The following is a 13,726-nucleotide window of genomic DNA, read 5'->3' on the forward strand; positions in this document are numbered from 1 at the left end:
GTATCTTCCAATTGTTTTTCAGAAGGCGTCAACTGTCGCTTAATCCATTTGTAGTACCCACCTCTAGTTACTCCAGCTATATCACATAGAATGGTAACTGCATAACCTTTTTCTGATAGCCCTTTGATGGCTTCAAACTTTCTCGTTTTTGGTACAGATTCCACTCCTCCTTTTACATCCCTAAGAGCTTTTTTAACATTGCATTCTCCGCTTCTAATCGTTTCATTTTAGCTTCTGGATCTTCTGGATTGTTTTTTGGTCTACCTATACCTGGACCTTTCGTTTTACCACGTTTTTCTTCTAGTCCTTTGATACCTTCAGCTTCAAAGTGTTTCACCCAACGTCTTACTACCGAGTGATCAATTCCTAATTCTTTAGCAACCGTTTTGTATCCCATTCCTTCTTTCAAGTATAAATTTACTGCTTTTTTCTTAAATTCTATATCATAAGTTACTCTAATTTTGCCCATAGAAAAATCCCCTCCATAGTAAACAGATTAATGTGCTTTCTTTTTACTGTCTACTATAAGGGGATCATATCAAAATGAGAGTGGTCTTTTTATTACTTTATCTATCAACCTTTCCAAATTATTCATATCAACACTTTCTTTTAAGACCTTCTCTTCCTAGGACCTACAATTAATTTAATCGCCGTTCTTTCTTGATCATTAATAGTAACCTCTTGAAATGCTGGAACAAAGGCCAAATCAATACCACTTGGAGCAACAAATCCTCTTGCGATTGCAATTGCTTTAATCGCTTGATTTATAGAACCCGCCCCAATCGCTTGAATTTCCACATTGCCACTTGTTCTTAGTACACCAGCTATTGCACCTGCTACTGAATTTGGTTTTGATTTTGAAGATACCTTTAATATATTTTCCATGTAAGTTGCTCCCTCTATTATTTAATCGCTCTTTTGTTACGGTTTAAAATATTTCAACGTATCTTTTATTACTATTCACACCAAAAGCAAACAATGCTACATATGTACATTCATTCGATACTTTTCGTCTTCTTCCTGCCCCACTACGTAAATAAAAGATAATAACCACAAACTCTAATATACAAACACTTCAAAATAGACATTCACTTAAACGATCACATCATTGCAACTGAGGATAATGGTTTTACTTTCACATGTAAAATATGAGTGCCCGCTTTACTTCAATCTTTCAAGATATTCCACTGATATTTCCACCAAAACATCAACCTTGTCTTCTTCAAAATCGTTACAGCTACTATTCTATTACTACATTTCATCGTATTAGCACTTTATACTCCAAATCTATCACCTTTTATATAAGACAAGCATAAAATACTATGAGTATACACTTCATTCATAATAGGAGGTCATATATTGGGTTCATACTATCATTCTTCAAATTCAAATAAAAAATGTTCATGTAACTCTTCTTCCAGTTCATATAAAAAATGTTCATGCAACTCCTCTTCTAGCTCCTATAAAAAATGTTCATGCGACCATTCACATAAAAAAAGCTGTCCAGCATACGGCACTTTTTGGCAAACTGAGTTTATAACTGTCCCTTTTGGAGATCCTTTTCCATTTAATCACGTTGGCCCTATAGCAGGAGGAGTTTCCTTACTAAATCCTACTACTATACAATTTAGTCAAGCTGGTGATTATAGAGTTTCTTTCATTTCAACGATTAACACTACTTCAAATCCTGTATTTCCACATATTCCAGTCATGACTATATTTTTAAATAATAATCCACTTGCTAATAGTCAAGGTGATTTCGCTTTCCAAATGAATACTTCATCAAATAACGAATGTCTTCAACTAGCAGGCGAAACGATTGTTACAGTGACAGCTAATTCCACTCTTCAACTGAAAAATAATAGTGGTTTTAATCGTCAAAGTATTGCAACTTGTGATAATGGTATTAATTCAGTTGAATTAACAGTTATAAAACTAAGTTAATAATCCTCTTCACATTCAGATGCTATTTCAGCATCTTTTTTATTGAATAATGCTCTTTTAATTCCTATAATCAAACATAAATTCCATTGTACGTTTCTGTTAATCTAATAAACATGAAAAAAGTACCGAACTCTTCTACTACAAAAGTTCGGTACTTTTTATATTAAAAACTTCTCATTCTTTCTTACTTCTCCACATAAACCGACTTAACAATTGTACGATTATACGGTTGTCCTTCTTTATTCGTCCCTTTTATATCCATCGTAACGTTATATACTCCTGGTTGCTTTATGTCCTTCAAAGCACCAGTAAACGTATTGTTATTACCCTTTTGTAATTCATTGTATTCAGAGACTAGTTTCCCTTCTTTATTAACTACTCTTACTGTTATAGAAAGATCCCCTTTCATTTCAGGTGCCACAGGTGATTTTTTCAGTTTATACTCAGATTTATTCACTTTAACTTTTGTAGGCATTTGGAGAACAAATGGTGCACCACTATTGTAATCGCTTACGATTAAAAATGCATCTTTCGACTGCTTCGCCATCATTTTAACTTTCCATTCTCCTACATCCATTTTATCAAATTTAAATGTTCTAATTGTCGCACCACCAAAGAAAGATTCACCTTCACCAGTAGTAATAACGCTATCCTTATTTGTATATATTTTTCCTTTTGGAGACATCATTTGTACTTCTACATCCGAAGACGCTGTTAAGATAGAAACTATTCCTTCAGCTTTTTTATCAACCGTAACAGTTTGCTCTATCCACTGATTTTGTGGCAATTCTCCTCCTAATATGTTTTGATTTGAAGTTGTATTTAATTGTTCTATATTTTCATTTGAACTAGTGCTGGATGCTACTAAAGCCGGTACGGCTACACTTGCTGTACGTAAATATGGTTCAATTCGAGAGAAAACAGAAGATCCTTTTCGTATATTATCATGATCAAATCTGGAATCTGTAAATAAATGCGTTCCATATGGCAGCTTAGCACTCCACTCATTTACTAGTCCATCATTTGAACCGTATGATGACAAATATAACCCGCCCATAGATAGCGCAGAAAATACTGGTCCCCAGCTAGTCCCAGTAGCCGTATAGTAACGGTTTAATTTAGCTGCTGGATTATTATCAATCGTTGAACGAAATTTTGCCATTTCGCCCATTTGTAATGAGTACGTACCATCATCTTTTTGACCTAAAATAGAAGCCAGCCATCCTGCCCACCAACTATATGATAAGTCCGCTAAATTTGAGCCATGATGTGGCGTCGCAAGCGTAATAACATTTCCTACAAATCGATTTGCACCATATCCTACTAATGCAGCCTGTGTATCGATACCGCCTTTACTATGTGCTACAATATTAACTTTTTTACCGAAGTGATTATATATTTCTTCTAATTTTTGTGCTAACAATTTTCCGTTGTCCCACTGACTAGCTGACCCTTTCCCAGCAGCATCATATAATTGTATAAATACTGTTTGATAGCCTGCTTTTAAAGCATAGTCATACATATCATTTATATCGTGATACACTGTCTTTCCATACCAACTATCAGCATTCCCATTCCTTCCTTGTACAAAAAGAATTGGAGGCTTATTCTCATCGTAATTAGCAGGTTTTTGACCTAAAAACCATTCTCCAGGTGTAAATACTTCTTTATCTGGAAATCCCGTTTTAATTTCTTTTACTTCCTCCGCCTCTACCTTCGTACTAACAGCCATCGGAGTTATAATAAAAAATGCGAGAAATAATAACATACACCTTTTCAAAATCCTCATTAACATTCCCCCTTTTTTGAAAGGAAGCACTATTTTACTCTAGTTATTTTTGCAGGTGAAATAACTAGTAACTGTCCTTTCTTATGAAACGTTATTCTCTCAACATGTATTCATTCCTTTTCCTATTAAGCTCATTAAAAATTTCTCAACATATTTCTAGCTAAAAAAGCTGCGTATAAAAGGTCTATTTCATAACCTTTTATACGCAGCTTCTTTCTTATAAATCAATGATATACTCATCATCATATTTATCGTATTGGAGCCCTGATCCTATTTTTGATTCCGTAACTTGATCTCTTAAAAACGGTGCAGCTTCCATTTTGCTAGTTGCAATTTCAATTCCATATTTTTTCGTTAAATGGGCTAATTCTATTAAAAACCACTCTCTTCGCAATGTAACTGGAATATCCAATGTTCTTCTTTTCATATATAATAGCACCTCTTTAATTTCATAACTTAATGAACATCACTACATGCACGTGTGAAAACTACCTTTCATCACTAACATCCAATGAAACATTATAGTATATGCATGTCCATTTTAAACGTGCTATTACAAAACATATTTTAGTTTACATAATCATATTATGTAAGAGTAGAAGAGAAAGGTATATCCCTTCCCTTCTACTCTAGAAACTTAAATTAAGAACATCTTGGTACACCTAAAGCTAAGAATAAACCTGCTACTCCCGCAGTAATCGGTACTTTTAACGTAATAACATCGTCTACTTTCGTTACTAAAAAGAAAGCATTACCTTCTTGTAATATACAAGTTACCAATAATTGAAATTCCATTTAAACCCCCTCCTTTCAATCTATATATTATACTTTATGAATTCTCTTTAAAAATGTAATAGGGAATATATCTATTTTTCCTTATATACGAAATAAATGTTTATAAGTCTATTAAAAATACTAATTTTCTAAATTTATATAAATCGTGTAATATCCAATAAGTTCCTATATAATCAATAGTGAAAATCTTACAAATGGAGGTATAAAAATGGCGATTTTGAGTAATATTGGTGCAGCTTTATTTTTTATTGCTTTTATTCTTTTAATACTATGTATCATTTCATTCTTTAAGAAAAATGGAAAAGCAAAACAATATGGTCGTCCTACTGTTATTCTTTTTATGATTTCAATTCTCTTAATAGGAATGGGCACTACAAAATCTGAACACCCAGTCATCGATTTTTTTGCTACTTTAAGTTTAATTTTATTTATTTTTTTCCTTGTTCTAGCAATCTTATCCGTAATTAAAAAGACAGGTGTAGCAAAAAAACAATTTATTATCACTGCTATTTTATTTGTCATTTTTGTTGCATTATCAAGTATTTCAGCTCCTTCTTCTGAAAAGACGACAGCAACAAATAAACAAGTCGCTTCTAATAAGGCAGAGAAAAAAGATGATAAAAAGAAAGAAGCGGACGAGAAAACTCAAAAGCAAGAGGATGAAAAACGCCAAGCCGAAGAGCAAGCTCGTAAGCAAGAGGATGAAAAACGTCTAGCCGATGAACAAGCTCGCAAACAACAAGAAGAGCAAAAACGTCTAGCTGATGAACAAGCTCGTAAACAACAAGAAGAGCAAAAACGCCAAGCTGATGAACAAGCTCGTAAACAACAAGAAGAGCAAAAACGCCAAACTGATGAACAAGCTCGTAAGCAACAAGAAGAGCAAAAACGCCAAGCTGATGAACAAGCTCGTAAACAACAAGAGGAACAGAAAAAAGCACAGCAAGCTCAAACACAACCTGCTGCAAGTAACAATAGTAATGTAACTTACAAAAATTGTACTGAAGTTAAAAATGCTGGAAAAGCTCCATTATATAGAGAGCAACCCGGTTATAGCTCTAAACTTGATCGTGATGGCGATGGAGTTGCATGTGAAAAATAGTAATAAAAAAGAAGCTTCTAATAAGCTTCTTTTTTTATCAAATAGTATGGTGACTAATTACCTCCTCTCTCTTCCGTTTATAACACTCCTATTATTCTCAAAACTGACACATTATAAGTGATTTCAATCACCACATTGTTTTTCATTTATCGCTATTCTTAATTTAGATATTACATTTAAACTTTATGGAGGCATTCATATGGAACATACATTTACTGAAACTTCAATTGTTGGTGAGATTGTCACACAATTTCCGAAAGCTAGTGATCTCTTTAAATCATATAGAATAGATTTTTGTTGTGGTGGTAATAAGCCACTTATTGATGCAATTCATGAAAGAAATTTATCGGCGGATGAAGTAATTACAGAGTTAAATACGCTTTATCATAATACGAAACGATTAAATGAATCTGAAATTGATTGGAAAAGTGCTTCTTATCGCGAATTGATTGATTATGTTATAAATAAGCATCATCGTTATTTAAATGAAGAGTTGCCACAATTAAGTCCTTATGTGACGAAAGTGTTACGTGTTCATGGAGCAAGTCAGCCTCATTTAGCTCAAATTCATAAGCTATTTCATGAACTAAAGATGGAATTAGAACAGCATTTAATTAAAGAAGAAACGGAAGACTTCCCATTAATTTTAGAATTTGAACAAAATCCAACTGATGAAAATTATGCAAAGTTACGTAATGTAGTAGATGAACTAGAAAATGAGCATAATCATGCTGGAAATATTATAAAAGAACTTCGTAAAGTGACAAATGACTTTACTCCTCCAGAAGGCGCTTGCGGTACTTATCGACTTGTCTACCAACGTCTTGAATCGCTAGAGTCTGATTTATTTGAGCATATTCATTTAGAAAATAATATTTTATTTCCACGTGCCATTAAGAAAGCTTAAATACAGTGCAGGACATGAGTATACATGCTTTGAAGTGACCCCATAAAGTTAGACAGATTATTTCATTAGGCAACCTTTTATGCATGGGTCCAGTATTGTAACGGGCCCATGCCCCTTTAGTTTTGCCTTAATTCTTTTATGATTATTGTACTTTATATATTTTGCTAGTTCTTTCTTAAAATGTTCTATACTCTTAAATTCTTTTCGATACAGACATTCTGACTTCATGATGCCAAAGAAGTTGTCAATCACTGCGTTATCGTAACAGTTTCCTTTACGAGACATTTTAATCCCCATTCCTTCATGATATGATACACTTTTTTATGATTTACTGTACGTCCGCGATTCGTAAGTTCATCACGAATACGACGATAACCATAAAGCCCATCATGTTCGTCATAAATGGTTCGAATCAATCCTTTTCCTTTAATTTCTTGAACGTACAAATTAATGTGGGTGCCTTATCTATAATGAGGACTGTTGGTTCTTCAAACGTTTTTACTAACCTTTTCATAAAGGTATATGCCGCCTAATGATTTCGTGTTTTTCGGGGTTGAGATATCCAAAGTGTATCATAAAAAATCCTTCTGTTTTTAAATTTTGGCTTGTCTGACCTATCAATAAACCTATACACACCAAAATTTAAAGACATAGTTTAAAACAGGAACTTTAATTTTTTTATTTTAGGAGGAATTTTATTATGAACAACAATGGATATTCATCTTATCCCCGACCACATGTAGATCTTCACTGTCCATTTGGACCAGGTAGCTGCCATTACGATGTTCATTATCCAGACCCATATGGACATGGTCCTGGTGCATTAGTACCTATTAGTCCATGGGGCGGAGGAATGGGTGGAGTACATGGACCTGGCCCTGGTGGTTTATTAATACCTGTTACTCCACCATTTGGTGGCGGATTTGGTGGCGGATTTGGCAGTGGGTTCGGTGGCGGACATTTCGGTCATGGTCATAGATAAATAATAATGTACGCGAATACAGACAAAAGAAGACACTTGATGTGTCTCCTCTTTGCAGCAAATACAACGAACACAATTGGATTGAACTGACTCCATAAAGTTAGACAGGTCCTTTCATTAGGCAGCCTTTAGGGCATGAATTCGGTATTGTACCGGACTCATGCCTTTTAATTTTCCCTTAATTCGTTTGTGATTATACTAATTGATATATTTTTCAAATTCTTGTTTAAAGTGTTCTATGCTTTCAAAATCTTTTAGGTAAAGAAATTCAGATTTCATAATACCAAAAAAACTCTCAATACCCGCATTATCGTAACAGTTCCCTTCACGGGACATACTTTGAGTAATCTTGCGTTCTTTTAAGGCATAACGATACTTCTTCATTTAATAGTGCCAGCCTTGATCAGAGTGAATAAGGAGGTTGTCTCCTTCCGTCAATTGTTGAAAAGACTTCCCTAACATCCTTGAGACAAGTGAATAGGTTGGTCTTGAGTCAATGGTATACGCAATAATCTCTCCGTTAAATAAGTCTAACATCGGTGATAAGTAGAGTTTCTCACCGCATAATTTAAATTTTTAATTAGGTGGGTGTCTCTTCACTCCCCCACCTAACCTATCTACCCACATAAAAAATTCCCTTTCACTCATCTCTTCACATAAATCCGAATTTTAACAATTTGTGAATCATTATAAAAATGTGATAAATATCACATCTCCCCCTTATTTAATTTTCTATAATAAAAATATAATCCTTTGTTCAATATTTCACATAAAAAGGGGAAACGAAAATGAAAAAACGTTTAGTTATGATCGGAAATGGTATGGCTGGCATACGTTGTATCGAAGAAATATTAAAACATGATAGTGATTTATATGAGATTACTATTTTTGGAGATGAACCGCATCCAAACTACAATCGCATTATGCTCTCTCATGTTTTACAAGGAAAAACAAATATGCAAGATATCATTATGAATGAATACAGTTGGTATGAGGAGAACGAAATAAACTTGTATACAGATGAAAGAGTTCAGAGTATTAACCGTGAAGAAAAAATCATTATCACAGAAAAGAATCGTACTGTTACATATGACAAACTCATTGTCGCAACAGGTTCTAGCGCTTTTATTTTACCTGTTGAAGGTTCCACTCTTTCTGGTGTAACAGGATTTCGAACTATTGAAGATACACAATTTATGATAGATACCGCTAAAGAAAAGAAAAAGGCCGTTGTCATTGGTGGCGGGTTACTCGGTTTAGAAGCCGCAAGAGGTCTAATTGACTTAGGAATGGACGTACATGTTGTTCATTTAATGCCTAGCTTAATGGAGCAACAACTAGATACGAAAGCAGCTTCTCTTCTGCGTGAAGATTTAGAAGCACAAGGCATGAAGTTTTTAATGGAAAAGAAAACTGTAAAAATTCTTGGCACAGAACATGTTGAGGGCATTCAATTTGAAGATGGTGAAGTTGTAGATTGTGATTTAATCGTAATGGCTGTCGGAATACGGCCAAATACGAAAATAGCAAGAGATGCTGGTCTCATTGTCAATCGAGGCATTGTAGTCAATGACTATATGCTTACAAATGATGAATCCATTTATGCAGTTGGCGAATGTGCAGAACATGATGGTATCGCATATGGACTTGTTGCCCCTCTTTATGAACAAGGCGCAATATTAGCGAAACATATAACGAATTTACAAACTGATGGATATACGGGCAGTATCGTCGGTACGCAATTAAAAGTTGCTGGTTGTGATTTATTCTCTGCTGGCCAAATTTATGAAGATGATCAGACGAAAGCAATTTCAATATTTGATGAATGTAAACGTTCCTATAAAAAAGTATTAATTCGTGATAATAAAGTCGTCGGTATCGTTTTATATGGTGACACAGCTGATGGCACACGCCTCTTTAGCATGTTAAAGAAAGAAGAAGATATACAAGAATATACAGCCGCTTCCCTTCTTCACAAAGCTGGTGAAGAAAGTGAACTTGACGTTGCTACAATGAGTGCAGATGACACGATTTGTGGATGTAATGGTGTTACGAAAGGTACAATCGTTCATGCCATTTTAGAGCAAGAGTTAACTACTTTTGAAGAAGTAAAAGGCTGCACGAAAGCCGCAGGATCTTGTGGTAAATGTCGTCCGCTTGTGGAACAAGTTTTATCTCATACACTCGGAGATGCTTTTGATGCTTCTGCGCAGTCTGCTGGTATGTGCGGATGTACAACTTTATCACGTGATGAAGTCGTAGCCGCCATTCACGAGAAAGGCTTAAAATCTCCAAAAGAAGTACGCAATGTTCTTGGTTTTGCACATGAAGACGGCTGTTCAAAATGTCGCCCTGCTTTAAATTACTACTTACGGATGGCGATTCCAGAAGAATATGAAGATGATAAATCATCTCGTTTCGTTAATGAAAGAATGAATGGTAACATTCAGCACGATGGTACATTTTCTGTTATTCCACGTATGTACGGAGGCGTTACAACAGCTGATGATTTAATGAAAATTGCTGAAGTTGCGAAAAAATATGACGTCCCTCTTGTGAAAATTACAGGTGCGAGCCGAATTGGCTTATACGGTGTAAAAAAACAAGATTTACCTAACGTATTTGCTGACTTACATATGACTTCGGGATATGCGTATTCAAAATCTCTTCGTAATGTAAAATCATGTGTTGGTTCTCGCTTCTGCCGTTTCGGTACGAAAGATTCATTAGGACTTGGTATGCTACTTGAACAATCATTAGAAATGGTAGATACACCACATAAAATGAAGATGGGTGTAACGGGCTGTCCTCGTAACTGTTCGGAAGTACTAACGAAAGATTTTGGCGTTGTTTGTGTCGAAAATGGATACCAACTTTATATTGGCGGAAATGGTGGTACAGAAGTACGCGAAGCTGATTTTGTAATGATTGTCCCAACTGAAGATGATGTCCTTCGCATCGCTACAGCTTACATGCAATATTATCGTGAAACTGGTATTTATGGAGAGCGTACTGCCTACTGGACAGAACGTTTAGGCTTCGATCACATAAAAGAAATACTACAAGATGCAAGTATGGTGACTACGCTAAATGAACGCTTCCAAACAGCTCGTAGCACATATACGGAAGCGTGGGGACAAGCACTAGAAACGAAGTCATTAAAAGCGATGTATGAAGTAGAAACTGTGAAATAAGGAGCTGTGATCTATATGATACAAACGAAAGAAAAAATAAAAGTTATGCGTGCGGAAGACCTTCCTATTCAAATCGGTAAAGAAGTGCAAATGAAAGGTATGTCTATCGCCCTATTCCGCCTTTCAAATGGAGATATTCGAGCTGTAGAAAATCGTTGTCCTCATAAAAACGGACCGTTAGCAGAAGGAATTGTATCTGGAGAATTCGTCTTTTGTCCACTGCATGATTGGAAAATCTCATTAATAACAGGTGAAGTTCAAAAACCTGATGACGGCTGTATCCAAACATACGAAGTAGAAGTTATTGATGGTGACATTTATATAAACATGTAATTTACGAAAGGAAGCCTCCTCTGGCTTCCTTTTAAATAAAAATAGAAGAGGTGCGATTATGAACGGATATGTATATTTAGTTGGTGCAGGACCAGGTGATGAAGGGCTTATTACAAAGAAAGCGATAGATTGTTTAAAGCGTGCAGATATCGTTTTATATGACCGTTTATTAAACCCTTTCTTTCTTAGTTATACAAAAGAAACATGTGAACTTATTTATTGCGGCAAAATGCCAAAGAATCATATTATGCGACAAGAAATGATTAACGCCCACCTCCTTCAATTCGCACAAGAAGGAAAAATCGTTGTCCGATTAAAGGGCGGAGATCCATCTATTTTTGGCCGCGTTGGTGAAGAAGCAGAAACTTTAGCAGCAGCGAACGTTCCATATGAAATCGTACCAGGTATTACATCTAGCATCGCCGCTAGTAGCTATGCAGGTATCCCCCTCACCCACCGTAACTACAGTAATAGCGTCACTTTATTAACTGGGCATGCAAAAGGCCCTTTAACCGATCATGGAAAATATAATTCATCCCACAATAGCGACACAATTGCCTACTACATGGGTATAAAAAACTTACCTACAATTTGTGAAAACTTACTACAAGCAGGAAAGAAAAAAGATACGCCAGTAGCCGTCATTGAATGGGGTACAACCGGAAAGCAGCGCGTTGTCACAGGAACACTTTCAACCATTGTTCCTATCGTCAAAAACGAGAATATTTCAAATCCAGCCATGACAATTGTTGGTGATGTCGTTTCCTTACGTAATCAAATCGCTTGGAAAGAACGTAAACCATTACACGGTAAAAAAGTTTTATTTGCATCCGCAACAAATAAAACAAGTTCAATGGTGCAAAAGTTACAAGAAGCCGGTGCAGAAATATATCAAATTCCAACTTTCAAAAAGGAAGAATACACATTAACATTTGAACAAATCAATGAAATTTTTAACGTTGATCGCCTTGTTTTTTGTTCAGCTGAAAGTGTAGAAATATTGATGCGATCATGTAGTAAACATCAGAAAGATGTTCGTTCCTTACAGGCGAAACTGCAATATTTGAACGTTGCCACTCAAGAAAAACTGATGCAATATGGGCTACTAAGTAAACAAGCAGAGTTCTCTTCCGATACTACTGTTTATTTAGGCAGAAATATTAATCGGATTGCTTTTATTCAAGAGAAAATTGGTGCCGGGTCATATATGATGACTCATGCGTATACAATTGATCATCGTTTCGATGAAGTCCATTCTCGTATGCTTTCTGAATTCTCATGGGATAGTATTGTATTTGAAGGGCGTGCCTCAATTGATACATTTCTATCAGAAATAAAACGCCTTGGCTTTATCGATATTCTTACTCTTCCCTTCTCATATACCGATATTCCAACTTTACACTATGCGAAGAAAGTCGGGTTTCATAACGTAGATCAACAATTACAAGACATGATTATGAAGAAAGACATGGTGGGACAATGAAAGGAATTGTATATGTTGGACACGGTAGTCGCCTGCAAGAAGGTAATGAACAATTCATTCACTTTATTCAATCTGTTATGAAAGAACGTAACGAACAGATTCAAAAAATAGCTTTCCTAGAACTAACGACACCTACCATTCAAGATGCAGTTACAGAAACGATACTAGAGGGCGCAACTGAAATAATGATTGTACCTGTTTTATTATTTGCAGCAGCTCACTATAAACGTGATATTCCTTTTGAAATAGAGCAACTACAAAAGAAATATCCTCAAATAACATTTTCAGTTGTACCACCTTTTAGTACGCATCCATATATGGTTGAACTTGTAGTAAAAAGAATACGTGAAGCTATGCCAAAGCAAGATAGTAGTATTTTACTCGTAGGACGAGGCAGTAGTGATCCACAGCCGATACATGAGTTACAACAAATCGGAGCTGCTGTCGAACGAAAACTCGGTATGCAAGTATCGTGCTCCTTTTTAACGAAAGGAACACCCTCTTTTACTGCTGAGCTCAAGACTATAACATCTACGGTATCCCATGTATATGTCATGCCGTATCTTCTCTTTACCGGACTGTTGCTTCAAAAAATTAAGTTGCATACAAAAAAATATGCTCACATCACGACTTGTAACTGTCTTCAGTTTGATACATATATGAAATTGACATTATTAGAACGAATGGAGGAATGTGTGTATGTATGACATGTACCCTCTTATGCTTAATCTAAATAAAAAAGTAGTTGTTATAGTTGGTGGAGGTAAAATTGCATATCGAAAAGCGTCTGGATTAAAAGATACAGGCGCTTTTGTGACCGTTGTCAGCCCAGAAATTTGCGAGGAAATGAAGGAACTACCTTTTATTACTTGGAAGCAAAAAACTTTTAGTAATGATGATATTAAAGATGCTCACCTTATTTACGCAGCTACAAATCAACATGATGTGAATATGATGGTCAAACAAGCTGCCCATGATTTTCAATGGGTTAACGTTGTAAGTGATGGTACAGAATCATCGTTTCACACACCGGGTGTCATACGAAATGGTGAATATGTTGTAACGATTTCAACTTCAGGTAAAGATCCATCGTTTACAAAGCGTTTGAAGCAGGAACTAACATCTATATTTCCTAAACTTATAAAAAAGCTTTCTCGTACTCACAAATAATAATCTATTTCTTAGCTAAAATAGTAA

Annotated in this window: 15 protein-coding genes and 3 pseudogenes; 9 read left to right on the forward strand and 9 right to left on the reverse strand. The window is 35.4% G+C overall.

Annotated elements, in window-relative coordinates:
* Positions 1-172 precede the first annotated feature (172 nt).
* Positions 173-469 (reverse strand): transposase, encoded by a 297-nt coding sequence (locus JDS82_RS10855; protein WP_000516529.1) that lies wholly within the window; start codon positions 467-469, stop codon positions 173-175.
* A gap of 140 nt (positions 470-609) precedes the next feature.
* The gene (spoVS, locus tag JDS82_RS10860; RefSeq protein ID WP_000427789.1) at positions 610-885 is read right to left on the reverse strand and encodes a stage V sporulation protein SpoVS; all 276 of its coding nucleotides are present in this window, start codon (positions 883-885) and stop codon (positions 610-612) included.
* Positions 886-1,359: 474 nt separating this feature from the next.
* Between spoVS and JDS82_RS10865 the strand changes: the two genes are divergently transcribed.
* Positions 1,360-1,944, forward strand: coding sequence for a hypothetical protein (locus JDS82_RS10865; protein ID WP_002085940.1), 585 nt, complete (start codon positions 1,360-1,362; stop codon positions 1,942-1,944).
* A gap of 184 nt (positions 1,945-2,128) precedes the next feature.
* On the opposite strand, the gene JDS82_RS10870 is transcribed toward JDS82_RS10865, so the two are convergent.
* The 3 genes from JDS82_RS10870 to exsG all read right to left on the reverse strand — a co-directional run bounded on the left by JDS82_RS10870 (position 2,129) and on the right by exsG (position 4,528).
* A complete protein-coding gene (locus JDS82_RS10870; RefSeq protein WP_472926241.1) occupies positions 2,129-3,712 on the reverse strand; it encodes an esterase/lipase family protein in 1,584 nt (527 codons plus the stop codon).
* 238 nt (positions 3,713-3,950) lie between these two features.
* Positions 3,951-4,160 (reverse strand): hypothetical protein, encoded by a 210-nt coding sequence (locus tag JDS82_RS10875; RefSeq protein ID WP_000830260.1) that lies wholly within the window; start codon positions 4,158-4,160, stop codon positions 3,951-3,953.
* Between the two features lie 215 nt (positions 4,161-4,375).
* Positions 4,376-4,528 (reverse strand): exosporium protein ExsG, encoded by a 153-nt coding sequence (gene exsG / locus JDS82_RS10880; RefSeq protein WP_000395678.1) that lies wholly within the window; start codon positions 4,526-4,528, stop codon positions 4,376-4,378.
* A 202-nt stretch (positions 4,529-4,730) separates the two neighbouring features.
* On the opposite strand from exsG, the gene JDS82_RS10885 reads away from it, so the two are divergent.
* Both JDS82_RS10885 and ric read left to right on the forward strand, forming a co-directional pair.
* Positions 4,731-5,630 carry an excalibur calcium-binding domain-containing protein gene (locus JDS82_RS10885; RefSeq protein ID WP_471659784.1) on the forward strand — a complete coding sequence of 300 codons (900 nt, stop codon included), beginning with the start codon at positions 4,731-4,733 and terminating at the stop codon, positions 5,628-5,630.
* A 199-nt stretch (positions 5,631-5,829) separates the two neighbouring features.
* Positions 5,830-6,537, forward strand: coding sequence for an iron-sulfur cluster repair di-iron protein (gene ric / locus JDS82_RS10890; protein ID WP_071742716.1), 708 nt, complete (start codon positions 5,830-5,832; stop codon positions 6,535-6,537).
* Positions 6,538-6,594: 57 nt separating this feature from the next.
* Here the strand turns inward: ric and JDS82_RS30355 are convergent.
* From JDS82_RS30355 to JDS82_RS29720, 3 genes and pseudogenes are all read right to left on the reverse strand, one after another.
* Positions 6,595-6,822 (reverse strand): annotated as a pseudogene (locus JDS82_RS30355) (IS3 family transposase); the annotation flags it as partial.
* Positions 6,786-6,983, reverse strand: coding sequence for an IS3 family transposase (locus tag JDS82_RS30360; protein ID WP_428830803.1), 198 nt, complete (start codon positions 6,981-6,983; stop codon positions 6,786-6,788). The pseudogene JDS82_RS30355 and the gene JDS82_RS30360, both read right to left, overlap by 37 nt.
* A pseudogene (locus tag JDS82_RS29720) lies at positions 6,956-7,109 on the reverse strand (IS6 family transposase); the annotation flags it as partial. The gene JDS82_RS30360 and the pseudogene JDS82_RS29720, both read right to left, overlap by 28 nt.
* Positions 7,110-7,237: 128 nt before the next feature.
* Between JDS82_RS29720 and JDS82_RS10900 the strand changes: the two are divergent.
* Positions 7,238-7,519 carry a hypothetical protein gene (locus tag JDS82_RS10900; protein ID WP_064056664.1) on the forward strand — a complete coding sequence of 94 codons (282 nt, stop codon included), beginning with the start codon at positions 7,238-7,240 and terminating at the stop codon, positions 7,517-7,519.
* Between the two features lie 117 nt (positions 7,520-7,636).
* On the opposite strand, the pseudogene JDS82_RS10905 reads toward JDS82_RS10900, so the two are convergent.
* Positions 7,637-8,095: pseudogene (locus tag JDS82_RS10905) on the reverse strand (IS3 family transposase); the annotation flags it as partial.
* Between the two features lie 212 nt (positions 8,096-8,307).
* Here JDS82_RS10905 and nirB point away from each other — a divergent pair.
* From nirB to JDS82_RS10930, 5 genes are read left to right on the forward strand one after another with little or no spacing between them, the layout of a single operon-like run.
* Entirely contained in the window at positions 8,308-10,713 is a 2,406-nt protein-coding gene (nirB, locus tag JDS82_RS10910; RefSeq protein ID WP_199713230.1) for an NADPH-nitrite reductase large subunit, read from the forward strand.
* Positions 10,714-10,728: 15 nt separating this feature from the next.
* Positions 10,729-11,046, forward strand: a complete 318-nt coding sequence (gene nirD / locus JDS82_RS10915; RefSeq protein WP_000616689.1) for a nitrite reductase small subunit NirD — start codon at positions 10,729-10,731, stop codon at positions 11,044-11,046.
* Positions 11,047-11,104: 58 nt separating this feature from the next.
* Positions 11,105-12,529, forward strand: coding sequence for a uroporphyrin-III C-methyltransferase (locus tag JDS82_RS10920; protein WP_199713231.1), 1,425 nt, complete (start codon positions 11,105-11,107; stop codon positions 12,527-12,529).
* Positions 12,526-13,236, forward strand: coding sequence for a sirohydrochlorin chelatase (locus JDS82_RS10925; RefSeq protein WP_199713232.1), 711 nt, complete (start codon positions 12,526-12,528; stop codon positions 13,234-13,236). Before JDS82_RS10920 ends, JDS82_RS10925 begins: the two co-directional genes overlap by 4 nt.
* Positions 13,229-13,699, forward strand: coding sequence for a precorrin-2 dehydrogenase (locus JDS82_RS10930; RefSeq protein WP_000272176.1), 471 nt, complete (start codon positions 13,229-13,231; stop codon positions 13,697-13,699). Before JDS82_RS10925 ends, JDS82_RS10930 begins: the two co-directional genes overlap by 8 nt.
* The last annotated feature ends 27 nt before the right edge of the window (positions 13,700-13,726 follow it).

Origin of the sequence: Bacillus cereus group sp. N14, from assembly GCF_016483555.1 — a bacterium.
Taxonomy (GTDB): Bacteria; Bacillota; Bacilli; order Bacillales; family Bacillaceae_G; genus Bacillus_A; species Bacillus_A wiedmannii.

Excerpts from the sequence above, each read along its gene's own strand:
- JDS82_RS10855 (WP_000516529.1), bottom strand. The coding sequence starts at position 469 with ATGGGCAAAATTAGAGTAACTTATGATATAGAATTTAAGAAAAAAGCA.
- spoVS (WP_000427789.1), bottom strand. The coding sequence starts at position 885 with ATGGAAAATATATTAAAGGTATCTTCAAAATCAAAACCAAATTCAGTA.
- JDS82_RS10870 (WP_472926241.1), bottom strand. The coding sequence starts at position 3,712 with ATGTTATTATTTCTCGCATTTTTTATTATAACTCCGATGGCTGTTAGT.
- JDS82_RS10875 (WP_000830260.1), bottom strand. The coding sequence starts at position 4,160 with ATGAAAAGAAGAACATTGGATATTCCAGTTACATTGCGAAGAGAGTGG.
- exsG (WP_000395678.1), bottom strand. The coding sequence starts at position 4,528 with ATGGAATTTCAATTATTGGTAACTTGTATATTACAAGAAGGTAATGCT.
- ric (WP_071742716.1), top strand. The coding sequence starts at position 5,830 with ATGGAACATACATTTACTGAAACTTCAATTGTTGGTGAGATTGTCACA.
- JDS82_RS10900 (WP_064056664.1), top strand. The coding sequence starts at position 7,238 with ATGAACAACAATGGATATTCATCTTATCCCCGACCACATGTAGATCTT.
- nirB (WP_199713230.1), top strand. The coding sequence starts at position 8,308 with ATGAAAAAACGTTTAGTTATGATCGGAAATGGTATGGCTGGCATACGT.
- nirD (WP_000616689.1), top strand. The coding sequence starts at position 10,729 with ATGATACAAACGAAAGAAAAAATAAAAGTTATGCGTGCGGAAGACCTT.
- JDS82_RS10920 (WP_199713231.1), top strand. The coding sequence starts at position 11,105 with ATGAACGGATATGTATATTTAGTTGGTGCAGGACCAGGTGATGAAGGG.
- JDS82_RS10925 (WP_199713232.1), top strand. The coding sequence starts at position 12,526 with ATGAAAGGAATTGTATATGTTGGACACGGTAGTCGCCTGCAAGAAGGT.
- JDS82_RS10930 (WP_000272176.1), top strand. The coding sequence starts at position 13,229 with ATGTATGACATGTACCCTCTTATGCTTAATCTAAATAAAAAAGTAGTT.